Below are 22,990 nucleotides of genomic sequence, written 5' to 3' on the forward strand. Positions count from 1 at the left end.
GTGTCTCCGTTGTTATTCCGCGGCATCGCGCGGCTGCACTTTCCAGTCGCCGGCTGCCGGGCGCTTGAGCCCGAGATTTTCCCGCAGCGTCTTGCCGCGATACTCCTTCTGGAACAATCCGCGCCGCTGCAATTCCGGGACGATATGTTGCACGAAATCGGCATAGGAGCCGGGCACATAGGTCGCGGCGATGACAAAACCGTCGCAGCCGCGCTCGACGAACATTTCTTCGAGCTTGTCCGCGATCTCCTTGGGACCGCCGACCATCGCATCCTGGACCTGACCGCGGCCGGAGAAGGTGACGAAGTCGCGCGCGCTCGGATTGCTTTTGCCGGAGTTCTTGAGCACGCCGTCGCGGATGCCCAGAATGCCCTGCATGCTCTTCAACTCCTCAGTCGTCAGCGGCTCGTCGAGATCCTTGGAGGCGAAGTCGTAGTTGAGCGCTTCGGCCAGCAGCGACAGCGCATCGATCTGCAGCGGCAGCTTGTTGATCAACGCCATCTTGTCTTCGGCCTCAGCTTTGGTCGCGGCGCAGACTGGTGTCGTCAGGTTGCAGAGGAACATCGCCTCCGGATCCCGACCGGCTTTCGCGGCCTCGTTACGCACCGCCGCATAGCCTTCCTTGGCGGCGGCGAGGTTGCGCGCGGCGGTGAAGATCACCTCACCCCATCGTCCTGCAAAGCGCTGGCCGCGGCCGGACGCGCCGGCCTGGATGATCACGGGATGGCCCTGGTCGGAGCGGGGCACCGTGAAGGGACCGCGGGACTTGTAGAATGGGCCCTTGTGATCGAGCCGCTTCACCTTGGCCGGATCGGCAAAGCGGCCGCTCGTCTTGTCCATGATGAGCGCGCCGTCTTCCCAGGTGTCCCAATGGCCGAGAACGATCTCCATGAATTCGTCGGCGCGGTCATAGCGGGCGTCGTGCTCGGGATGAGAATCCCGGCCCATGTTGAAGGCCTCGCCGTCATTGAGCGAGGTCACGACGTTCCATCCGGCGCGTCCGCCCGACATCAGGTCGAGCGTTGCGAAGCGGCGGGCGATGTCGAAGGGCTCGAAATAAGTCGTCGAGCCGGTCGCACCCAACCCGAGCTTCTCCGTCACCATGCCCATCGTCGTCAGCACGATCAGGGGATCCATCTTCACGCAGCGGATGCCGTATTCGACGGTGTGGGCGTGATCGTTGCCGTAGCGGTCCGGCATCGCCAGCCGGTCGTCGAAGAAGGCCATGTGGAACTTGCCGGCTTCGAGGATTTTGGCGATCTCCTGATAATAGTCCGCCGACATCGAATCGTCGCGCGAGTCCGGATGTCGCCACGAGCTCGGCAAATTCGTGCAGTTCTGGGCCTGAAGGAAGCCGACCAGTACCATCTGCCGCGTCATGCTGCTGTTCTCCGAATTGCGTCAGGCCGAAATCCGTCAGGCCAGGTCGAGGACCGTGTCGAGCCTGTACTCGCGCGCCAGCGCGCGCAGTTTTTCCCAGGTCGCATCCTCGATCTCGATGCCGTCGCGCAGGCGCTGCTGCTCACGCAAGCCCTCGATCTCACCGGGATAGAACACGCCCTTGCTGCCCTCGGAGGGCGGGGTCGATTTGAGATAGTGTGCGAACTCGGCGACCTCGCGCTTGAAATCCTGCAGCGGGCGAAACGCGGCGACGTTGAACACGGCCATGAAGCAGCCGTCATTGTGCCGGCCCGTGGGCTCGACGCCGAAACCGAGGCCGGTGAGCAGGCCGCACAGGACCTCGACCATTGCGGCGAGGCCGCTGCCCTTGTAGCCCTCGGTGCCGCCGAGCGGCAGCAGCGCGCCGCCCTTGCGATACTGGGTTGGATCGGTAGTGTGCCGTCCCTCGGCATCGATGATCCACCCCGGCGGGATTTCCTCGCCGCGGGCGACCGCGAGCTGGATCTTGCCGGCCGCGACCGCAGAGGTCGCCATGTCCAGGTAGAACGGCGCATCGAGGTCGGACGGCACCGCGATCGAGATCGGATTGGTGCCGAGCCGTGCCTCCTTGCCGCCGAATGGCGCCACATGCTTCGGCGAACGGCCGGAATCCGCCGTTGCGATCCCGATCATGCCTTCGCGCATTGCCATCAGCGGATAGGCGGCGAGGCGGCCGACATGGCTTTGCCGGAACACGGTGCAGGCGGCGACATTCGCCGTCTTCGCTTTCTCGATCGTCAGCGCCATCGCCTTGGCGTTGACGTGGAAGCCAAAACCCCACTGGCCGTCGATCACGGTCGTCGTCGGCGATTCCCGGACGATGGTCCATCTGGCGCCGGGCACGATGTGGCCGGCCTTGATCCGGTCAACATAGGTGGGAATGGCGATCACGCCGTGGGAATCGTGGCCGGCGAGATTGGCGTTGACGCAGCCGTTTGCGACCGCGTCGGCCTCTTCCTCGGAAGCCCCGGCAACCCGAAGCAGCGCTGCGCTGATGCGCGTGAGGCGGTCGGCATGGACGATCGGCATGGCGCTTCCCCGGCATGGTGCCCTTAACAGGCTGCTTGTTGGGAGCCATGGTCTCAAAGCGCGGCTGCGATATCAATCTCCTGTAAACCAATACAGGGCTGCAAATTCGCAGCGAGCAGGGCCGTCGGGCGAAGATTCGTCCCGCGCGGTGGCATTTTCGACAGATTGGCGCAGGTCGTTCGCAGCTCGTTCACTTTGATCGACGGTTTGCAGCGCGCAATAACGACCACTTAGGCGATCGCCGGTCATAACGTCATCCGGGAAAAAAAGGCAGAAATGCCCGGGAGCTGAGATCGTGCCGACGACACTCGCGCGCACCTTTGCGGCGTTGAGCGCCATCAACGAAGCGATCCTCTACGCGAAATCGCCGGATGAGCTGTACCAGAAGGTCTGCGACGCCGGGTTTGCGAGTGGAGACTTCATGGCCGTGGCCGTGTTCCTTGTGGAGCCGGATGGCCATAAGCTTCGCTTTGCCGCTGGTCGCGGCGATGACGTGGCGCGGCTGAGCGCGATCGAGATCACCACGCAGGCTGGCACGCCGGAAGGCTTGGGCGTGGGCGGCGAGGCGTTCCGCAGCCAGAAGCTCTGCATCAGCAACGATTTCCTGAACGATCCGCGTTCGCTGGCATGGCGCAACGGCGCGGTGGCGGCGAGTGTCGGCGCGGCCGCGGCGCTACCCCTGGTCTGCATGGGACGCAGTATTGGGGTGTTGTATGTTACGCGGTCGGGCGCCGGCTCGCTCGACGAGGCGATGGTCTCGTTGTTCGAGCGGATGTCGGCCAATATCTCTCACGCGCTGGAGAGCTTCGCGACCGAGGGAGCCCGCCTGGATGGCGAGCGGGCAGTGCGGCGGCTCAACCGCATGTTCGGCGCGCTCAGTGCGACGAACGAAGCAATTCTGCAAGCCAGCACTGAGCTGGACTTGTACCAGCGGGTCTGCGACGCCGCTGTTTATAGCGGCAAATCGCTTGCCACTTTCGTTCTGCTGCACGAGCCGGATTCCGAATGGCTGACGCCGGTGGCAGCGACCGGACATAATCTGGATCTGATCAGACAGTCGCGCTACTCGATTGATCCGGAGAGTCCCTACGGCAAGGGCATCTCCGGCGAGGTGTTCCGGACCCAGCAAGCGATCGTCGAGGACGACCTCGTCAATCGCACCAAGGGGACCACCTGGGAGCAGGCCAACGTCAATGCCGGCGCCGTCGCCTGCGTGGCTGCTCCCTTGATCAAGCGTGGCACCAGCATCGGCGTGCTGTTTTTCTTCGTGAGCAAAGCCTGGGCGAAAGACGAAGGCATCGTCGCATTGTTGCTGCGCATGACCGAAAACGTGTGCTTTGCGCTCGAGAACTTCGACCGCGACAAGGAGAAGGCCCAGATCGCCTTGGAGGAGGATCGGCTGGCGCGTATGTACGCAGCGCTAAGCGCGACGAACGAAGCCATTCTGCGGGCAAGGTCGCGCAGCGAACTGTTGGATCTGGTTTGCGAAGCCACGGTGCACGGCGCCAAGTTCGCCTCGACCTCCATTGCATTGCTTGACCGCGATGCGGGACTGCTTCGTGTTGTTGCGTCCTTCGGACCGAACGCCGAGGAAGTGCGATCCTTCAGGCTGTCGGTCAGCGACAAGGAGCCGGAAGGACGAGGGCTGACCGGCACCGCGTTCCGGACGCGGCGGCCCTGTATCAGCAACGACGTCCTGGCAGACGCCCGCCTCAAGCCTTGGCACGCCAGCGCGCGTCGCAATGGCATTAGGTCCTCAACCGCGATGCCGCTATTCAACGGCGACAGCGTCGAAGGCGTATTCCTGTTCAATTCGCCCGAGTGCGGCACTTTCACGGACGAATTCGTCGAGCTATTGCGCAAGCTCCAGGCCAATGTCGCCTTCGCGTTGGAGAACTTCGACCGTGCCGACGAGAAGGCGAAGGCCGACAGGCAGCGTGACAGGTTGAGCGGCATGTTCGAGGCGCTGAGCGCGACGAACGAGGCAATCATGCGCGCCAAGACGCGCGAGGAGCTGTTCGAAGGGGCGTGCCAGGCAGCCGTGCTCGGCGGCGTATTCGCCTCGGCGACAATCGGCATTATGGACGACCAGCGTGAACTCGTTCGCGTGGTTGCCGTGAAGGGGCGCCTCCAGGAGCGGATGGTGGGACGCACCTGCTTTCTTTGTTTCCGCCGACCATCCTGAGGGTCGCGGAATCATAGGGATGTCGCTGCGGACCCGCGGGCCCAGCGTCATCAACGACTATCTCCACGACCTCCGAGCGGCGCATTGGCACTCTAAGGCGATCGAAGATGGAACGCGAGCGGCTGCCAGCTTCCCGCTGCTGCGCGCCGGCCAGGAGCCGATCGGCATTCTGCTTTTCCTCGCGCCGGAAGAGAATACGTTCACACCCGATATGGTCGAGTTGCTCGGGCGCCTCGCCGAGAACGTGTCATTTGCACTCGATAATTTCGATCGCGCCGAGGAAAAGGCCCGCAACGAGGCGCGGACGGAGCGTTTGGCTCGCATGTTCGCGGCGCTGAGCGCGACCAACGAGGCGATCATGCGGGCGAAGTCGCGCGCCGAACTGTTCGACCTCGTCTGTCTCGCCGCATCGAACGGCGCCAAGTTCACCTCGACCACCATTGCGCTGGCGAGGGTCGATAGCGATCAGCTGGAGATCGTGTCGAGCGCCGGACCGTCGTCTGACACCACGCGCAATGTCCGCCTATCAATCGACCCCGAGCGCCCCGAGGGGCGCGGAATGAGCGGCACGGCGTTCCGCACCCGCCAGCCCTGCATCAGCAACGACTATCTCAATGACGATCGCGTTCGCGCCTTTCATTCCATTGTCCGCAACGACGGCGCGCGGTCGGGCGCGGCTTTTCCCCTCGTCGCACACGATCGGGCCGTCGGCGTCATGATCTACATGTCGACCGAGCCCGGCACCTTCACGGCCGAGTTCGTCGAGCTGTTGCAGCGCCTCGCCGACAACGTCTCCTTCGCGATGGAGAATTTCGACCGGGCCGACGAGAAAAACCAGGCCGACGAGCGAATCGAATACCTCGCTTCGCACGACAGCCTGACCGACCTGCCGAACCGCGAGACCTTCAACGGGTTGCTGCATGAGGCGATCGACGAGGCGCAGCGCCACGATCAGCGCTTTGCGGTGCTGTTCATCGACCTCGATCGTTTCAAGGTCATCAATGATTCGCTGGGCCACGAGGCCGGCGATCTGCTCCTGCTCGAAGTGGCCAACCGGCTGCGTGGTGCGCTGCGCGCAACCGACGTCGTGGCGCGGCTCGGCGGCGACGAGTTCGTGGTGATCCTCGATCAATGCGGCGAGATCGATGACGTCCAGCGCATCGCGACCGGGCTGTTGACGGCGCTTGCGGAGCCCATGGAGCTAGCGGGGCACGAGTGCCACACCACGGCCTCGATCGGTATCGCGATGTATCCGACCAACGGCTCCGACGTGCAGACGCTGACCAAGAACGCCGACATGGCGATGTATCTCGCCAAGGAAGACGGCAAGAACGGCTATCGCTTCTTCTCCAAGGAAGTGAAGACGCAGTCGATCGAGCGGCTGTCGTTGGAGAGTGCGCTGCGCCGGGCGCTGGAGCGGAATCAGTTCACTTTGAACTACCAGCCCAAGCTGGACATGGAGACCGGCCAGATCACGGGCGTGGAAGCCCTGCTGCGCTGGACGCACCCCGATCTGGGCAGCATCTCGCCGGCGCAGTTCATTCCGCTCGCGGAGGAGACCGGATTGATCGTGCCGATCGGCCGCTGGGTGGTAAAGGAGGCCTGCGCGCAGGCCATGGCCTGGCAGCGCCGCGGCCTGTTGCCGGTGTCGATGGCGGTCAACCTGTCACCGCGGCAGTTTGTCGACGAGCATCTGTTGCAGGACGTCGACGAGGCGCTGGCCGCCAGCGGCATGTCGCCCGTGCTGCTCCAGTTGGAGGTCACTGAGAGCATGATGATGCGCAACGTCGGGCGTGCGCTCAAGGTGCTCGACGCGATCCAGAGCCGCGGCATCCGCCTTGCCATCGACGACTTCGGCACCGGCTATTCGTCGATGTCGCTGATGAAGCATTTTCCGATCGACACCATCAAGATCGACCGCTCCTTCGTGCGCGATTTGCCACAGGATCTGGAAGACCAGGCGATCGCGCAGGCGATCATCAGCATGGGCAAGGCGCTCGGCATGACCGTGGTGGCGGAAGGCGTCGAGAATGCCGAACAGGAGGCATTCCTGCGCGCCCATGGCTGCGACGAGATGCAGGGCTTCCTGATCTCCAAGCCGCTGCCGGCGCGGCAGATGGCCGAGCTGCTGCAGCCCATGGAGCTGCCCTACGCGCCGCCGCTCCAGCCGGAGCCGGACCATGCCGCCACCGCGGCCGCGGCGCTACGGTTGAAAAGCGCTGTCGTCTGACGGCTGCGGGTGCAGCTCGCGGGCGTCGTCTTCCTTGATTTCCGCCTTGCGCGGAAAATCATCCGGCCAGGTCGGCGAGGTTTGCTTGGCGAACAGGGCGAGCAGGGCGTGCGCGCCTTCGGCAAAGCTCGAGTCGTGGCTCAGACCGAGTTCAGAACACCACGCGTGTGGCATCGGCTCGTGCGTGTCGAGCACGGCCATCGCCGGACCCCACCACCAGGCCGGCGCCGGCGATCGTTCGTGCTCCGGCACGGCATGCCAGAGGACGAGCTCGCCCATCATGCGCTCGAATTGCAGGCTTGCGGCCTGATGCATTCGTTCCGTGCTCCCTTGGGTCGCGCCTGAAAGCAGGCCGATGCGCGGACTCGATCGTGGCCTTCGCTGTGAAAAGCTGGCTCGCACTATTGGCTGAGCCGACTGTGCCGCTTGTGTCGGCGGCCATACAAAACACGCGGCGGCCGGGAAAGTTGCCGACACCGACTGTGACAGTCTCTTTAGCGGCTTATGAGCCCGGCCCGCAAGGCGCAATACCGGCGCCGCTGGCGTTGAAATAGCGCAGGCGGGGCTGGCAACCGGCGGCGATCATGTCGTCGTCTACTCAGCGATTATTAAAGGGCCGATTGCGGCTGAACAGCAGATAGATTGCGCGTGGGTTGGTGGTTAAATAGCGCCAGAACAGGCGGCGGGGCTCGAGCAAGGTGCGCCAGGCCCATTCCAGCCCGATCTTCTGCATCCATCGCGGCGCGCGGGCGCGGCTTCCCGACAAGAAGTTGAACAGGCCGCCGGATGTCTTGATGACGCCGACATTGGTGAGATGCGGGGTGAATTCCTCGACGAACGCCTGCTCGTTTGGCACGCCCAGCGCAACCCAGAGATAATCCGGCGCTAGCGCGTTGATCTCGTCGACCTTCGCGCGCAGCGCGTCGCCACGGAGATAACCGTGGCTGTAGCCAACGATCTTGAGGTTTGGATACATCTTTCGGACGTTCTCGACCGCAAGGGCGTTCTCGTCCTCGCTGGCGCCGAACATGTAGAAGGTGCGGCCGACCGCTTCAGCCTTGCGCGCGACGACGTGAAACAGGTCCGTCGTGGCGACCCGCTCGGGCAACGGAAACCAGGATTGTAGCCTGGACGCCGCCACCAGCGGCTGGCCATCGGCGTTGATCAGGTCAGCGCTGCGGAACAGGCGCTCGGTCTCGGGTTCGGTCGAGCACCGCGCCAGCACCTCGCCATTGGCCGAGGTCAGGTGCAGCGGACGGCCGATGCGATGGCGCGGATCGGTCGCCTCGATCATGAAATTTGCGGTCGCTTCCAGATCGAGTGCGGCCATGCGAAGGCCGCCGATGGTGATCCGCGGCACGTCGGCGGTTGCGGCCCGGCCATCGAGATTGATGCGGCGCTCAAGCATATTGTCTGCCTCGTTGGCGAGCTTGGGCCATAGGGGTGAGTTCGTCGAGCACGACGCCGACGAGCTTGCGCTCCGCGCGGCCGAGTGTGCTCAAGATCTCCTCCAGGCCGTCGTTGATGTCGAGGCTGGTCGGCAGCACCGCCACCAGCGCGTCGGCATCATCGAGCAGCTTACGGCTGCCGGCCGTGAGTGGCGCCGCGGGGCCGTCAAGGATCACAAGGTCATAGCCGCCGGCGGAGCGCGCCTGCTCGATGGCCTTGCGGATGGCGTCAGTGGCCTTGCCGGCGTCGCGTTCGGCGGCCGGCAATATCGAGATGCCGTTGAGTGTCTTGATCTCGCGCGCGGCCTTGCTGCCGATCGAAAGCCATCCGACCTTGCTCGGCTCGCTCTTGACGGGACGGCTGACCTTGTTCGAGAGCGGGTGCGCCTGATGGTCGGCATCGATCATCAGGACCCGGGCGCCGTCGCGCGCGGCCGCGAGCGCGAAATTCAGCGCGGTCACGCTGCGCCCGGTGGTCTCACCGGCACCGACGAGCGCGATGACCGGCATTGTCTTTCCGCCGGCGCGCCGGGCCGCCGTAGCGCGCATGTCGCGCCAGGCGTTGAGCAGCGTCGTCAGTGGAAAGCCGGGGCGCAGCGTTGGCCAGCCGAGCCGGGTGAGGTCGATGCCGCCGCCGGTGGCGAGAATGGCACCGAGCGTGTGGATGACGTCGGCCTCCTGGAGGCGCGCGATCAGCGGCTTTTCGATCAGGGGCTTCTCGACCATCGAAGGTTGCAGCGGCGGGGCGGCGAGTTCCGGCAGTGCCTCCGCGACTTCCGGGGCTCGCGAGACCGGCTGGGACCGGGCAGTCTCCGGCGCCCGCGAAGGCTCCGGAGCTCGCGGCAACGGAATGCGATTGGACCGGGCCGGCGCCGGTGCCGGCGCGAACGCACCGGCGAACAGCAGCTCGGCCGCGACGAACCAGCTCGATGCAGCGATTGCGCCGAAGATGAAGCCGATCATGGCGAACAAGCTCATCGCCGGCGGGAACGAGCGCCGCTGCGGCACCGTCGCTTCGCCGATGATTCGGGCCGCCGAGGTGTTCAGCGTCTCCTGCTCCTCGGTCTCGCGCGAGCGCTTGAGGAAGGATTGATAGACGTCACGGCTGGCATCGGCTTCGCGCTCGAGCTCGCGCAAGCGCACGGCGGCCTGGCTGAGCTGGACGCTCTGCCGCTTCTGTGCCTCCAGCGCCCGGCTGAGCGAGGCTTCAAAGTCGCGGGCGCGCGTCAAATCGTTCTTGGCGGACTGGGCGAAGCGGTCGATCTCTTCGTTGATGGTGCGCTTGAGATCCTCGACCTGCTTTTCGGTCTGGCGCAGCGCTGGATGACGCGGGCCGAGCTCGCCGGCCTGCTCCGCATATTTCTTGCGCGCGTCGGCATATTGCGCGCGCAGGTTGGCGATGGTTGGCGATTGCAGCGCCTCGGAGTTCGCGCCTGCATCTGCCGTCGTGCGCCGGCTCGCCTCGATCTGGTCGAGGCGCGCCTGCGCGTCCATCGTCGCGGCGCGGGCGGCGGAAAGCCGCTGGTTGCTGGCGGAAAGCTGCTGGTCGCTGATCAGCGCGTCCTGGGTGCCGACGAAATTGTTCTGGGCCTTGTAGGTCGCGAGCACGGTCTCGGCGTTGCGCAGCCGCTCGCGCAGTTCCTTCAGGCGGCCGGAGAGATCGTTGGTGGCGCGCCGCGCGGCTGACGCCTGCGAGTTGCGGGACTCCGCGAGGTAGGCGCTGGTCAGCGTGTTGGCGAGCATTGCCGCTTTCGCCGGATCGGTCGACCAGACTTCGATGTCGACGATGAAGCTCTTCTCGGTCTTGCGGATCGTGATGTGCCGGTTCAGCGCCTCGAGGGCGGCGAGCTGCACTTCCTTTTTCTCCGCGGCGGAGGGCGCGTGGGGCTGAAGGCCGATCAGGCCGAGCAGCGACGACATCACGCCTTTGCCGTCGGCGCCGCCGCCGAATTCGGGATCCTTGTCCAGATCAGCCTGCTGGATCACCTGGAGCAGCACGCTGTTGGAGGTGATCAGGCGCGCCTGGCTCTCGACCACCATCGACATGCCGGAGACGTCCTGCGCGCGGGGCGTTAGCTCGCGGTCGACGAGCTGAAGCTCGCGCGGGTCGACATAGAGCTGGGCGGTGGCGGTGTAGCGGGGCGTCAGGCTCTTGCCCACGGTGACGGCAAGCGTCGCACCGAGCAGCGCGGCAACGGCAATCGCGATCTTCCGCCGCCAGAGCAGATTGACCAGCTCCAGCACGTTGAAGCCGGCCTGAGGCCGGTGCTGCGGGGCCTCCGGTCTGGCCCGATCTATCGGCTGGTTATAGTCAAGCATGATCCCCAGCTTTCATTCCAAGTGCCGCGAGCTGAGGGGGTACTCTTCGCTCTACGCCATGCACCTCAGATATAGGTGCCCACTCAACGCAACAGGGAAAATTAACCATACTCATTGAGGGACTATTCACCGAAATGGCAAACAAAGCGTTTAAGCGCGTGCCTCTCTTCGACGCGTCGTCGTGACGCGTGCGATGGCGCGGTCCTTCAGAGATTAACGGTTCGTTACCCCGTGCGGCGTGGCCGCGAGGCTTCGCTGGTCTTGCGATCGGCCGCGCGCGCACCATGGCCGTCAGCTTTTCCGCAGGATGACGTGATAATCGCCGCGGCGGACGTCGGTCCCGCGCGGGAGCACGGCGTTGAGAACGGCGGCGCCGGCGTCGACCAGGGCTGCGAACAGCGGCTTGCGCCGGCGCATCTCGGGATAGCGCGGGCTCTCGACCTCACGGCGGTAGATCATCTCGAGGCCATTGGCGGCGGCGAACGCTTCGAGCCTCGGCAGCGACACCAGGGGATGGAAGAAGGTCGGGAACGGCGGCTCGCCCGGCAGGCCGGCATCCTTGATGCCTCGAATGTGCCGGTAGAACCAGACGTGGAACCAGTGCGGCGAGTATTTGGTGACGACCCCGGACAACGAGCGCGGATTGGGCGCGCCGATCAGGATCATCCCGCCGCGCTTGAGCGCATCGCGGAAATTCAGGAGTGCGGCGTCGACGTTGGGAAGATGTTCGATCACGTTGTAGCAGATCACCAGATCGAAGGTCTCGCGCCCGAAGCGGTAGGTCTGGACGTCGCCGAGGATCGCTTCGTCCGCGTAGCTGTTGTTGCGAACCTGGTCCTCGTCGATGTCGACGACGGTGACCTTGCTGCGGCTCAGCAATTCCGGTGGCAGGACACTGCACGAGCCCCCTCCGGCTTCATAGATAGCGAGCTGGCCCTGCGGCAGTTCGCGGCGCAGTAGGTCGTGGACGGCGAGCAGGCTGTCGCGGGCTTCACCGGGGACGAGATCGTGCAGCGCTTGAGTGTGTCCGATGGCCGCGGGATTTGGGATCGCCGTGGCTGTCGCGAAATCGATCGTGGCTGGCTTGTTCATATTTTTCTGACCGCGCTTGTTCGACTTAAATTTACAGGAAAAATCTCGTGTGCCCGTAGAGCAAATCCGATGCCGCGACGCTTCACCCGCCGCGGTGCTTACGATCGGGTTAATGAGCATGTGCGTTAACTACGGTATCGTCCGCACCAGCCGCCGTCGGCACGGTGGACCGCGAATTGCAGTATCACGCGCGCAAGGTTTCGCAGCAGAAACACCCGAAAGCAGTTAAGTGCATGCATGGCGGAAAATCGGCGGCCTGGCGCCGTCGCGAGGCTCTAGCCGGCCGTTCATTTTGGGACGTACCTGTCCCGCGGCGATGTGCCGTCGCGGGACGGCGCTGATCCCCGGGATCGAAGCAGGGCTTTTTCAATCTATCTCGGACATCTAGAACGTCATGACATTGATCCCGACAGACCTGTCCGCCACGCGCATCTCGGATGCCGAGCGCGATCCCAACCGGGAGATCGCGGCCAGCTCCCGGATTATCGACCTGTCGGTTGGTATCGTCGTCTGCATCCCCTGCTTCCGCCGTCCGCAGCATCTGCGGCTGACGCTGGACTCGCTCGCCGGCCAGCGCACCCCGCGCTCCTTCGCCGTCGTCATGGTCGAGAACGATGCGGTCCGGCGCGAAAGCGCGCCGGTGGCCGAGGAATATCTCGCCGATGGCAGGCTCCAGGGTGTCTGCCTGGTCGAGAAACGGCAAGGCAACGTCCAGGCGATCAACGCTGCGTTCGAGACGGCGCTGGCGCTGTTTCCCGCCGCGACCCGGTTCCTGATGATCGACGACGACGAGATCGCCTCGCCGGATTGGCTCGAGTTGATGGTCCGCTCCGCGGAGGCGACCGGCGCCGATGTGGTCGGCGGGCCGGTGCTGCCGGTCTTCGATGACCACAGCATGCTTTGGCTTTCCCGCCACCCCGTTTTCTGTCCCGCCTATGATTACAGCGGCGCTGTGCCCCTGATCTACGGCTGCGGCAATTGCCTGATCACGCGTGCGGCGTTCGAGAGCTTCGCCCGTCCCGCCTTCGACCCCCGCTTCAACTTCCTCGGGGGCGGCGACTGCGATTTCTTCGTGCGCTGCCGCGATGCCGGCATGACCTTCCACTGGACGGCGGAAGCAGTCATCACCGAGACCGTGCCGCAAAGCCGCACCAGTTTCGGCTGGATCGTGAAGCGAGGCCTGCGCATCGGCGCGATCAATTATCGTGTGCAGTCCAAGGCCGCGCAGGGCGCCGCGGCGCGAGTGTGGGTGTTTGCGCAGATGCTCGGGAGGTTGCCGCTGTCGCTGTTGCGCGCGGCCGCTCTGCTGAAATCGTCGAAAGCCGTCGTCGCGATGCATCCCGTGATGGTCGCGCTCGGCTCGGCGCTCGCCGCGTTCGGCATCGAGCCGAAGCCCTATGAGGCCTCGAAGATCGTGTCCTGACGCCGAGGCGGCGGGCTAAATACCAAAGCAGGCGAGGGCGACCCTGACCGCAGAACGCGGCAGCGATTTGAGCGAGCGGCGTCCGACTATCCCGAGATAGGCGAAGGCTTGGCGATATCTACCGAAGCGGACCGCTTGCATTGCCGAATACGTGACGAGATGAACCTCGGCGGCCTGGCGCAGCCCGGCCGCCATGCCCGCGGGCAATCGCGCCATGATCAGCCCGTCGTCGAACACCCGCGCGATCGCCGGAAAGAAATCCTGTGGCGTCCGCACCGCCGCGTTCATGGTGTTGGCCGTGTGAAGGCGGTAGTCGAGCAGAAGGTTCGGCGCAAATTCGAATTCGCCGATCGCGGCAAGGCGGCACCAACAGTGCCAGTCCTCGCAATATCTGAGCGAGACGTCGAACCCGCCGATGGCGCGGAAGGCCTCTGCACGTGCGAGCGCAATGCCGCCATTGACGATGAAGTTGCCGGCGGCGAGCCGCGCCAGCACGTCGCCGGACGGTTTGCGGCGGCCCTTGAGCAGATCCCGACGGCCGATCTGCCGTCCCTCGCTGTCGATCGTATTGTAGTCGCCGTAGACCAGAACCGCTCGCGGCGCGCCACGCGCAGCCGCCAGCAGCGCCGCGACCGCGCCGGGCCGCAGGCGATCGTCGGCATCGAGGAAGAGCAGCCATTGGCCGCTCGCATGCTGCGCGCCGAGATTGCGCGCTGCCGATACGCCGGCGGCGCCGTTGGTCATCAGGCGCAGTCGAGGGTCACGAATGGCGCGGACGATGGCGGGGGTGTCGTCGGTCGAGCCGTCGTCCACGACGATCACTTCGGTGACCTCGGTTTGTGCCAGTGCGCTGGCGAGGGTTTCGCCGACATAAGCCGCAACATTCTTGGCCGGAATGACGACGGACACCGACGTGGTTGAGCCGACCTGCAGCGGGACGCGCGCCGCTGGAACGACGCGCGATGTGGCAGGCAATTCGAGAATGTCTTCCGCGGTGATCAAGATACGGCTCGCCTTTAACGGTCTGTTAACCAGGGCGCATCTGCGCGTCGCAACCCTGGCCACCCTCGATGATACTCGCATCGGGAAAAAAGCGTCGCCACGAAGGCTGCCGCAGCGTTGGTTTCGTCAATTAGCGTTAAGCCGCCGGCATTAAGCCTGTGGCAAATTAGGAAGAGTGCGACAGCCGGTCCCATGCGAGAATGCGCATCAGGCCGCCGCGGATGGACACCAGTGCCCGCAAAGACATTCGACTACGATCCCGACGATATGGTCCTCAACCTGTTCTACGAGGACAAGGACGATCGCTGGTTTCCCGGCGACCGGCATCTGCGGCGCATGGCGCGTCGCATGCTGCTTGGCGAGCCGCGCATGAGCGGGCAGCTGCGCGTGTTCCTCAATCTCTGTGCGGGGCTCGATCGGCTCGGTATCCGCTATCGCGTCAACGACTATGGCTACATCGCGCGGCATCCGGGCGAACTCGCCTGCATCATCGGCCGCACCTTCTTGCTCGACAAGTTCGCCTGGAAAAATCCGATCCTGCTTGGCGTCGCCGCCCACAATCATCCGCTCGACGATCCCGACCTGTTCAAGCGCCTGCCGGTGAAGAAGGTCGTGGTGCCCGGCCCGTGGTACGCCGACATGTATCGGCCGCATTGGCCCGACACGGAGGCCTGGCCGATCGGCATCGACACGGATCTCTGGGCACCGCTGGCGACGTCGCAGAAGAGCGTCGACGTCCTGATCTACGACAAGGTGCACTGGGACCGCGATCGCTACGCGGCGGAGCTGATCGAGCCCGTCCGCGCCCGGCTCACGAGGGAAGGCCGCTCGTTCGCCGAGCTGCGTTACGGCAGCTACAAGGAAGAAGACTATCGGGCCGCGCTCGCGCAATCGCGTGCGATGATCTTCCTCTGCCAGAACGAGAGCCAGGGCATCGCCTATCAGCAGGCATTGTCTTGCGGCGTGCCGGTGCTGGCCTGGGATCCAGGCGGGCCGTGGCGAGACCCCGACTACTATCCGCATCGGGTCCAGTTCGCGCCGGTGTCGTCGGTGCCGTACTGGGACGATCGTTGCGGCGCCAAGTTCGTCGACATCGCCGGGTTTGAGGCGGGCTGGGATGATTTCTGGGCCGGGTGCGCCGCCGATACGTTCGATCCCCGCGGTTTCGTGCTGGACAACCTGACGCTGGAACAGCGCGCGCTTCAATATTACGAGATCGCGCGGAGCATCGTGCGGCAGCAAGCGGTGCCGCAGCGCCCCGCTGGACTGGTTGACGGATGCTTAACAGGGATCGGCTAAGACTTCGAGCTTCCCCCGGGCTTCACCACCAGCCTTGAGCCATGGATCGCAGCGCCACTGACATGACCGACGTCGAGGCCCGATCGTTCGGCGGCGTCCTGCGCGATGGGCTTGCAGGGGTCGACGCCGTGCGGGCGGCGCGCTGCCTCGTCGCAGTCGCAGCGCTGCTCCTCGTGCTGGTGACGCTCGATCCGTTTCCCGACCTGCGCAGCGAGGATGTCACCACCGTCATCGGCGGACGAATGGCGCTCACTTATGTCGCCTGGGGCCTGCTGGCCGCGCTCGCAGTCCTGTTGGTCGCCGCAACGGATGCGCCCGCGCTGAAGACGCTGGTGACGCCGCTGCATCTCTGCCTGGTCGGCTGGCTGTTGATCAGCATCGTCTTCTCCGAGAATCGCGGAGTCTCGATGCAGCGCTTCGTGCTCGCAGCCAGCGTGATGTCGCTCGCGGTGCTGTTGCCGTTGCTGCCGCCGACGCAGCGCAGCTTCAACCTGTGCCTCGGCGGCGCCGCCCTCGTACTGCTTGCGCTCTGCTATCTCGGCGTCTTCGTGGCGCCGCAATACTCGATCCACACCGCACTCGACGTCACCGAGCCGCAGTTGGCCGGCGACTGGCGCGGCAGCTTTGGTCACAAGAACATCGCTTCGCCGGTGATGACCATCCTGATTTATGTCGGCATTTACCTGTCTGCCATTGGTTCGTTCTTGATGGGGCCGGCCATCGCCGCGCTGGCTGGAATCTTCCTGATCTTCACCGGCGGCAAGACGTCGTCGGTACTGTGCCTTGCGATTTATGCGCTCGCCTCGCTGGTCTGCGTGACGCCGGGCCTTTGGCTGAAGCGGATCATCTGCTTCGTGCCGCTGATCGTGATGAACCTGCTGACGGTCGGTAGCGTCATGAGCCCGGCGCTCGGAGCGATGACGCGGCTGCTTCCGCTCGATCCCACCTTCACCGGCCGTTCCGCCATCTGGGAGTTCGCGCTCGCAGCTGTCGCGGAGAAGCCGATCATCGGTCACGGCTACGCCGCGTTCTGGGACGACGTGACCGCGCGGCAGACCGCCCAGGGCGCCGAATGGGCGACGAGCGCGGCGCACAGCCACAACAGCTATCTCGACCTCGCGGTCACCATCGGCCTGCCGGGGCTGTTGCTGGTGATCCTCGTCTTCGTGCTCGCGCCGCTCGGCAATTTCCAGACGGCCCGAACTCACAACCGCAGCGGTGCGTTGGCAAAGCTGTTCCTGACCGTATGGCTGTTCGGCCTGTATTACGGGGCCACCGAGACCTTCTTGCTCGAACGGCAAAATCCGATCTGGTTCATGTTCACTGTTGCCGTGGCCGGCCTGCACTTCCTGGCCAGGTTCCAATGCGTCGCGGAAATGGAACCGGACGACTTGTCGCAGCCGGTGCCGCCGCAATGGCATCGGCTTAACGATAAGCTGTGAGCTCACTTGTGGCCGCGACAAAACATAATCTATCTGGAAACGCCCAGTAATCGTATGTCCCGCGGATGACGATCCTCAGCGTCGAGCGACCAGATGGTCTTGTGTCCAGCGCGTCGGCAATCGCGGTCGATTTCGTGCGTGATTGGCCGCGGGCCGCATCGCGCCTGAACGCAGGCCATCGCACTGCATTCCAGCATGGCTACTGGCTCGGCGCCTGGTACGAGGCGTTCCACGATCTCTCGCCGCTGATTGCATTGATCTCCGATGCCACGACCGGCGGGGACATCGCAATCGTGCCGATGATCAGCCACCTCAGGCGCGGCATCCGCATCGTCGAATTCGCCGATCTCGGCGTTTCCGACAACAACGCGCCGATCCTGGCGCTCGATGCCGCGTTGGACGCGGCGGCGGCGGATGCGATCGGCACGGCGCTGATCGACGCATTGCGCGCATTGCCGGACCGCTTCGATTTGCTGCGCCTGAAGAAGATGCCGGCCCAGATCGGCGGCAACCCGAACCCGCTGGTGTCGCTCGGCCGGATCGGGTCCTGCTCGCTCAACGGCAACCTCGTGCTGACCGGCGACGACTATGAAGATTACCAGGCCTCGATCAAGCGCATGCAGATGCCACGCTGCTGGCGCGTCTTCAACCGTCACGCCGGCGCGCGATTCGAGATCGCCACCGATGTCGCGCGTGCGCGCGAGCTGCTGGACGTGATGGATGCCCAGCAGCAGGCGCGCATGCGAAAGCTCGGCTCGCGCTTCGTCCTCAACGACGAAACCCATGCGCAGTTTTATCGCGAGGTCGCGCGTCGGGGCGTCGCGAACGGTTATGCCGTCATCTCGGCGCTGGTTTGCGACGAGGCCATTGTCGCCACCGCGCTCGGCGTCAGGTTCGGTGAGACCTATTTCCTGCTGCGCATCAGCCACACCGGCGATTCCTGGTCGAACTGCTCGCCGGGGCTGCTCGTGACCGAGCGCACTATGGCGGCGCTGCATGCGGAAGGCGTGCGCCGTTTCGACCTCAGCATCGGCAACCAGGATTACAAGCGCCGCTTCGGCGCCGAGCCGGTGCCGCTGACGGATGTCAGCGTCGCGCTGTCCTGGCGCGGCATGCCCTTCGCGTGGCGCGACCACGCCGCGCAGGGCCTGCGTCGTCACCCCAGGCTTGCCGCCTTTGCGGCGCAGGCGATGGGCAAGAGGACGCGCTGACGCGCCGCCCTGGATTGTAGGGTCACTCGATTATCGCAATCGTTGTGTTATCGTCGCCTGTTTCCCGGAGGCGACATGGAAGATCGTTCGGCAAAATATCGCGCATTCTATGCACAGTTGATCAGCGCCGCGGCGAGGGCCGCGGACCCCCGTATCGAAGAAGCGTTTCGCACCGTCGGGCGCGAGAGGTTCGCCGGACCCGGGCCGTGGTCGATCTCGGTTGGCGGCCACCCCTATGTTGTCACACCCGATGATGATCCCGCTTTCCTCTATCAGAACACGCTGCTCGCGCTCGACAGCGCGCGGGGTCTCAATATCGGGATGCCCGGCGCGCACGCCTATTGGCTCAGCGGTTGCGCGGTGAAGGAAGGCGAGACTGTGATCCAGATCGGCGCGGGGAGCGGCTATTACACCGCAATCCTCGCGCATCTCGTCGGCCCCGGCGGCCGCGTCCATGCCTACGAGATCGACGAACGTCTGGCAGGCCTCGCGCGCGAGAATCTGAAGGACATCGCCCATACGGACGTGCGGGATCGATCGGGCATCGCGTCCGATCTTCCCAAAGCCGACGTGATCTATGTCTGCGCGGGTGCGGCGCAGCCGGCCACCGAATGGCTCGATGCCTTGCTGCGCGGTGGGCGGCTGGTGTTTCCACTCGCGCCCGAAGGCATGATCGGCGGCATGTTGATGATCACGCGCCCCGACGAGGGGGCGGTCTGGCCCGCCAAATTCCTCGGGCGTGCCCAATTCATCGGCTGCGCGGGATTGCAGAACGCGGATGCCGCCCGGCGACTGGCCGAGGCGTTCGCAAGGGGGTGGGAGGGCGTGCAGTCGTTGCGGAGAGAGGGCGCTCCCGACGAGACCTGCTGGTTCGCCGGTGAGGGCTGGTGGCTGTCGACAGCGCCGGCGCCTGTCGCGACTGCGCCCATTAAGCCCAACGCGGACATCACGCAGGCCTAGTGGCTAGAGCATCATGACTTCGCGCAGCCGGCACAGTGAAAGCGGCCGCGTGAGGCCTTGAACAGGCTCCGGCAATACCAGCGCCGCGCCAGCGCCTGAGCGGGCCTGCGGATCATCTGCGCGATCAACAAGAGTTCGAAAGCCATTCGTATCGCTTTTGGTGAAATATCCTGGCCACAGAGATGGGGCGGCATCTCCAGAAGAGAATGCCGCCCAGATCGCACCTGCCATGCAGTGGTTCGGACGTAAAGCTTAACCGCGCTCAGCCGTGCAGCTTCCTGGCTGTCTCCGCGATCTGGCGGCCCTGATAGCGTGCGCCGGCGAGCTCGTTGGCGCTGGGCTGCCGGCTGCCGTCGCCGCCGGTGATCGTGGTGGCGCCGTAAGGTGCGCCGCCGGTGACCTCGTCGAGCTTCATCTGGCCGGCAAAGCCGTAGTTCAGGCCGACCACGACCATGCCGAAATGCAACAGGTTGGTGATGATCGAGAACAGCGTCGTCTCCTGGCCGCCATGCTGGGTCGCGGTCGCCGTGAAGGCGCCGCCGACCTTGCCGTGCAGCGCGCCCTTGGCCCAGAGACCGCCGGCCTGGTCGAGGAAGTTCGCCATCTGCGAGGCCATGCGGCCGAAGCGGGTGCCGGTGCCGACGATGATCGCGTCGTAGTTTGCGAGATCCTCGATCGTCGCGACGGGGGCGGCCTGGTCGAGCTTGTAATAGGACGCCTTGGCGACCTCGGCCGGCACCAGCTCGGGTACGCGCTTGATGTCGACGGTGGCACCGGCTTCGCGCGCGCCTTCGGCAACGGCATTGGCCATCGCTTCGATGTGGCCATAGGCGGAATAATACAGGACGAGAACTTTGGTCATGATGGTCTCCGTTGGGATTGAGTGAGTGCTTTTTTTGGGTCGTCATGCCCGGGCTCGTCTCTGGCATCCACGTTCTTGTTCGCTCGTCGCGGGGCGTGGATGGCCGGGACAAGCCCGGCCATGACAGAGAGAGCCGTTACGCCGCGTCGACGAGCACGATCTCGGAATCTTCCAGTGCCGTGATCTTCAGCCTGTCCTCGTCGCGGATCGCGGCGCCGTCGCGGGCGTTGACGCGCACGCCGTTAATTTCGACCGACCCCGCCGCGGGCACCAAATAAAGGTGCCGCGACTTGTGCGGCACGTACTCGGCGCTCTCACCGGCCTTCAGCGTGGTGGCGAGCACCCGCGCATCGGCGCGGATCGGCAGCGCGTCCGTGTCATGCTCGAAGCCGCTCGCGATGGTGACGAGCTTGCCCGAGCGGTCTCCTTTCGGAAACGGCTTCGAGCCCCAGGTCGGCTGCCCGCCGCGCGCCGTCGGCTCGATCCAGATCTGGAAGATGCGTGTACTGGTCGACTCGAGATTGTACTCGGAGTGGCGGATGCCGCTGCCGGCGCTCATCACCTGCACGTCGCCCGCTTCGGTGCGGCCTTCGTTGCCGAGGCTGTCCTGATGGGTGATCGCGCCCTCGCGCACATAGGTGATGATTTCCATGTTGGCGTGGGATGGGCGGGAAAGCCGGTGTTCGGCGCGATCTCGTCGTCGTTCCACACCCGCAAGGCGCCGTGACCCATGTTGTCGGGGTCATAGTGGCTTGCGAAGGAGAAATGATGCTTGGCGTTGAGCCAACCGTGATCGGCGCCGCCGAGCTTTGCGAAGGGTCTGAGTTCGATCATCTGCGTAATTCCTTGTTTTGGCGGATGGCGCCTTGATCAGGCGCCAAAACCGCCGTCGACGTTGAGCACCGTGCCGGTGACGAAGGAGGCTTCCGGACTTGCGAGGAACACGACGCCAGCCGCGACTTCCTCGGGGCGGCCGAAGCGCTGCAACGCGTGCTGCTTGCGCTGGGTCTCGGCGAACTCGCCGCCGTCCTTCGGGTTCATGTCAGTGTCGATCGAGCCGGGCTGCACCACATTCACGGTGATGCCGCGTGGGCCGAGGTCGCGCGCTGCGCCCTTGGTGTAGCCGACCACGGCGGCCTTGGTGGCGACGTAGTCCGCAAGACCCGGGAACGAGGCGCGATCGGCGAGCATCGAGCCGACGGTGACGATGCGGCCGCCTTCGCCCATCAATTGCGAAGCGGCGCGGATCGCAGCGATCACGCCATGCACGTTGATGGCATCCTGGCGGGCGAGCGCTTCGGTGTCGGCATTGGCGTTATCGATCGCACCGCCGCTCGCGACGCCGGCATTGTTGACGAGGATGTCGAGATGGCCGAACTCCTTCGCGACGTCGTTGACGAGCTGCGTCACGTCCTTGGCCGAGGCCTGGTCCGCCTTGAAGGCGCGGGCATTGAGGCCTCGGGCCTTCAACTCGGTGACGACGGCTTCCGCCTTTTCGGGAGAGGCAACGTAGCTGATCGCGACATCCGCGCCTTCATCGGCGAGGGCGCGAGCAGAGGCCGCGCCGATACCGCGCGAGCCACCAGTGACGAGGGCAACCTTGCCTGAGAGCTTCTTGGTCATTGGATTTCTCCATTCCTGAATTTCTGATGACCCTTGGATAAGCCTCTGTTTGTGGTATAGAAATAGAAACTGTCGAAACACATTGTTTCCTTAAACATCCCAATTGGATCCGCTTTCATGGCCAAACTCCCCGATTTCGAGGCGCTCGCGATTTTCGCAAAAGTCGTGGAATTACGGTCGTTTGCGGGGGCCGCTGGTGAGCTCGCGATGTCCAAGGCGACGGTGTCCAAGGCGGTCACGCGCCTCGAAGAGCGGCTCGGCGCCCGGCTGTTCAACCGCACCTCACGCCGGCTCGCGCTGACCGATGCCGGGCATAAGCTCGCCGAGCGTGCGACGCGCCTGCTGTCCGACGGCGAGGCGGCGGAGAACGAGGCGCTGGCGCAATCGGTCGCACCGCGCGGCCTCGTGCGGCTCGCCGTGCCCATGACATTCGGGATCAAGGCGGTGGCGCCGCTGCTGCCGGAGTTCTTCGAGGCGTATCCGGAGGTCTCGGTCGATCTGCACTTGAGCGATGCGACCATCGATTTGATTGGCGAGGGCTTTGACATGGCGGTGCGGATCGCGCGGCTGCCGGATTCCTCGCTGATCGCCCGCCGGCTCTTCACCATGCCGCGTTTCACGGTGGCCGCGCCGTCATATCTCGAGCAACACGGGCGGCCGACGCATCCGATGCATCTGGCCGAGCACAAATGCTTCAGCTACGCCTATCTCTCCACGCCCAACGTCTGGCACTACACCAACTCGGCCGGCGAGCAGGCCAGCGTACGTCCGGGCGGACAGCTCCGCGTCAACAACGGCGAAGCGGTGATGCCGGCGCTGATCGCCGGCCTCGGCATCGCCGACCTTCCGGAATTCATCGTCGGTGACGCCATCTCCTCCGGCGAGGTCGAAGTGATCCTGAAGGACTGGAAGCAGGTCGAAGGCGCCGTGCATCTGGTGACGCCACCTGGCGGCCCGCGCCCCGCGCGCGTCGAGGCGCTCGGTGATTTTCTCGCGGCGAAGCTGCCGGGGACGTGCAAGCGGCGAGTGCGCGGAAAGGCAAAGCCGTCTTAGAGCGAGCGGCTTCATCGACCTCCGTCATTGCGAGGAGTGAAGCGACGAAGCAATCCAGAATGTCCCGCGGAGGTATTCTGGATTGCTTCGCTGCGCTCGCAATGAGGGGTTGGACTAAGACACCTTCTCACCATTACGCACCACAATTCGCAAGCTCGGCTTCAACGTCTCCTCCAGTTGCGACTTCAAATCATGAACACGCGGATCGCGCGAACGCTTCGCGCAGACCGCGTATTGGTGCACGGATTGCGCCAAGGCGCGTCGCGCTTCCGGCGTTCGCGTCACGTCCGGCTTTGAAAGCCGCAAGACGATGGCGGCGAGATTCACCAGCATCTCGTCCAGCGCCACGTCAATGGTCTGAAGTCTATTCAT

At 64.7% G+C, this 22,990-nt stretch carries 18 protein-coding genes and 2 pseudogenes; 7 read left to right on the top strand and 13 right to left on the bottom strand.

Annotation, left to right across the window (positions count from 1 at the left end):
* Positions 1-12: 12 nt before the first annotated feature.
* The 3 genes from RX329_RS05465 to RX329_RS05475 all read right to left on the bottom strand — a co-directional run bounded on the left by RX329_RS05465 (position 13) and on the right by RX329_RS05475 (position 2,718).
* Positions 13-1,380: an LLM class flavin-dependent oxidoreductase gene (locus tag RX329_RS05465; protein ID WP_085361243.1), complete on the bottom strand. Its 1,368-nt coding sequence runs from the start codon at positions 1,378-1,380 to the stop codon at positions 13-15.
* Positions 1,381-1,416: 36 nt separating this feature from the next.
* Entirely contained in the window at positions 1,417-2,469 is a 1,053-nt protein-coding gene (locus tag RX329_RS05470; protein WP_085361244.1) for an Ldh family oxidoreductase, read from the bottom strand.
* Between the two features lie 72 nt (positions 2,470-2,541).
* Positions 2,542-2,718: a hypothetical protein gene (locus tag RX329_RS05475; RefSeq protein ID WP_158091731.1), complete on the bottom strand. Its 177-nt coding sequence runs from the start codon at positions 2,716-2,718 to the stop codon at positions 2,542-2,544.
* A 46-nt stretch (positions 2,719-2,764) separates the two neighbouring features.
* Here RX329_RS05475 and RX329_RS41840 point away from each other — a divergent pair.
* Positions 2,765-6,884 (top strand): annotated as a pseudogene (locus RX329_RS41840) (GAF domain-containing protein).
* On the opposite strand, the gene RX329_RS05490 reads toward RX329_RS41840, so the two are convergent.
* From RX329_RS05490 to RX329_RS05505, 4 genes are all read right to left on the bottom strand, one after another.
* Positions 6,858-7,199: a hypothetical protein gene (locus tag RX329_RS05490; RefSeq protein WP_085361246.1), complete on the bottom strand. Its 342-nt coding sequence runs from the start codon at positions 7,197-7,199 to the stop codon at positions 6,858-6,860. The pseudogene RX329_RS41840 and the gene RX329_RS05490 sit on opposite strands and share 27 nt — an antisense overlap.
* A gap of 283 nt (positions 7,200-7,482) precedes the next feature.
* Entirely contained in the window at positions 7,483-8,292 is an 810-nt protein-coding gene (locus RX329_RS05495) for a WecB/TagA/CpsF family glycosyltransferase (protein WP_085361247.1), read from the bottom strand.
* Positions 8,285-10,651, bottom strand: coding sequence for an exopolysaccharide transport family protein (locus tag RX329_RS05500; protein ID WP_085385443.1), 2,367 nt, complete (start codon positions 10,649-10,651; stop codon positions 8,285-8,287). The genes RX329_RS05495 and RX329_RS05500 overlap by 8 nt, the downstream gene beginning before the upstream one ends.
* Before the next feature lie 291 nt (positions 10,652-10,942).
* Positions 10,943-11,743 (bottom strand): class I SAM-dependent methyltransferase, encoded by an 801-nt coding sequence (locus RX329_RS05505; protein ID WP_085361249.1) that lies wholly within the window; start codon positions 11,741-11,743, stop codon positions 10,943-10,945.
* Between the two features lie 394 nt (positions 11,744-12,137).
* Here RX329_RS05505 and RX329_RS05510 point away from each other — a divergent pair, with 394 nt between their 5' ends.
* Positions 12,138-13,166, top strand: a complete 1,029-nt coding sequence (locus tag RX329_RS05510) for a glycosyltransferase family 2 protein (protein WP_085361250.1) — start codon at positions 12,138-12,140, stop codon at positions 13,164-13,166.
* Between the two features lie 15 nt (positions 13,167-13,181).
* Here RX329_RS05510 and RX329_RS05515 read toward each other — a convergent pair whose 3' ends face one another.
* Positions 13,182-14,168, bottom strand: a complete 987-nt coding sequence (locus RX329_RS05515; protein ID WP_085361251.1) for a glycosyltransferase — start codon at positions 14,166-14,168, stop codon at positions 13,182-13,184.
* A gap of 231 nt (positions 14,169-14,399) precedes the next feature.
* Here RX329_RS05515 and RX329_RS05520 point away from each other — a divergent pair, with 231 nt between their 5' ends.
* From RX329_RS05520 to RX329_RS05535, 4 genes are all read left to right on the top strand, one after another.
* A complete protein-coding gene (locus tag RX329_RS05520) occupies positions 14,400-15,467 on the top strand; it encodes a glycosyltransferase (protein WP_085385442.1) in 1,068 nt (355 codons plus the stop codon).
* A 41-nt stretch (positions 15,468-15,508) separates the two neighbouring features.
* Positions 15,509-16,909, top strand: a complete 1,401-nt coding sequence (locus tag RX329_RS05525) for an O-antigen ligase family protein (protein WP_085361253.1) — start codon at positions 15,509-15,511, stop codon at positions 16,907-16,909.
* A 65-nt stretch (positions 16,910-16,974) separates the two neighbouring features.
* Positions 16,975-18,120 carry a GNAT family N-acetyltransferase gene (locus tag RX329_RS05530; RefSeq protein WP_085385441.1) on the top strand — a complete coding sequence of 382 codons (1,146 nt, stop codon included), beginning with the start codon at positions 16,975-16,977 and terminating at the stop codon, positions 18,118-18,120.
* Between the two features lie 75 nt (positions 18,121-18,195).
* Complete coding sequence (locus RX329_RS05535) at positions 18,196-19,080, top strand: protein-L-isoaspartate O-methyltransferase family protein (protein WP_085361254.1); 885 nt, start codon at positions 18,196-18,198, stop codon at positions 19,078-19,080.
* Between the two features lie 3 nt (positions 19,081-19,083).
* Here RX329_RS05535 and RX329_RS05540 read toward each other — a convergent pair whose 3' ends face one another.
* The 4 genes and pseudogenes from RX329_RS05540 to RX329_RS05555 form a co-directional block, all read right to left on the bottom strand.
* Positions 19,084-19,311 (bottom strand): hypothetical protein, encoded by a 228-nt coding sequence (locus RX329_RS05540; protein WP_157642889.1) that lies wholly within the window; start codon positions 19,309-19,311, stop codon positions 19,084-19,086.
* A 31-nt stretch (positions 19,312-19,342) separates the two neighbouring features.
* Positions 19,343-19,942, bottom strand: coding sequence for an NAD(P)H:quinone oxidoreductase (gene wrbA, locus RX329_RS05545; protein WP_027520460.1), 600 nt, complete (start codon positions 19,940-19,942; stop codon positions 19,343-19,345).
* 136 nt (positions 19,943-20,078) lie between these two features.
* Positions 20,079-20,776: pseudogene (locus RX329_RS05550) on the bottom strand (pirin family protein).
* A gap of 36 nt (positions 20,777-20,812) precedes the next feature.
* Positions 20,813-21,565, bottom strand: a complete 753-nt coding sequence (locus RX329_RS05555) for an SDR family NAD(P)-dependent oxidoreductase (protein WP_085361256.1) — start codon at positions 21,563-21,565, stop codon at positions 20,813-20,815.
* A gap of 117 nt (positions 21,566-21,682) precedes the next feature.
* On the opposite strand from RX329_RS05555, the gene RX329_RS05560 reads away from it, so the two are divergent.
* A complete protein-coding gene (locus RX329_RS05560; RefSeq protein WP_085350126.1) occupies positions 21,683-22,618 on the top strand; it encodes a LysR family transcriptional regulator in 936 nt (311 codons plus the stop codon).
* Between the two features lie 114 nt (positions 22,619-22,732).
* Here the strand turns inward: RX329_RS05560 and RX329_RS05565 are convergent, their stop codons facing one another.
* Positions 22,733-22,990: a hypothetical protein gene (locus RX329_RS05565; protein WP_026232525.1), complete on the bottom strand. Its 258-nt coding sequence runs from the start codon at positions 22,988-22,990 to the stop codon at positions 22,733-22,735.

The sequence above is a fragment of the Bradyrhizobium sp. BWC-3-1 genome, from assembly GCF_032917965.1.
GTDB lineage: Bacteria > Pseudomonadota > Alphaproteobacteria > Rhizobiales > Xanthobacteraceae > Bradyrhizobium > Bradyrhizobium canariense_D.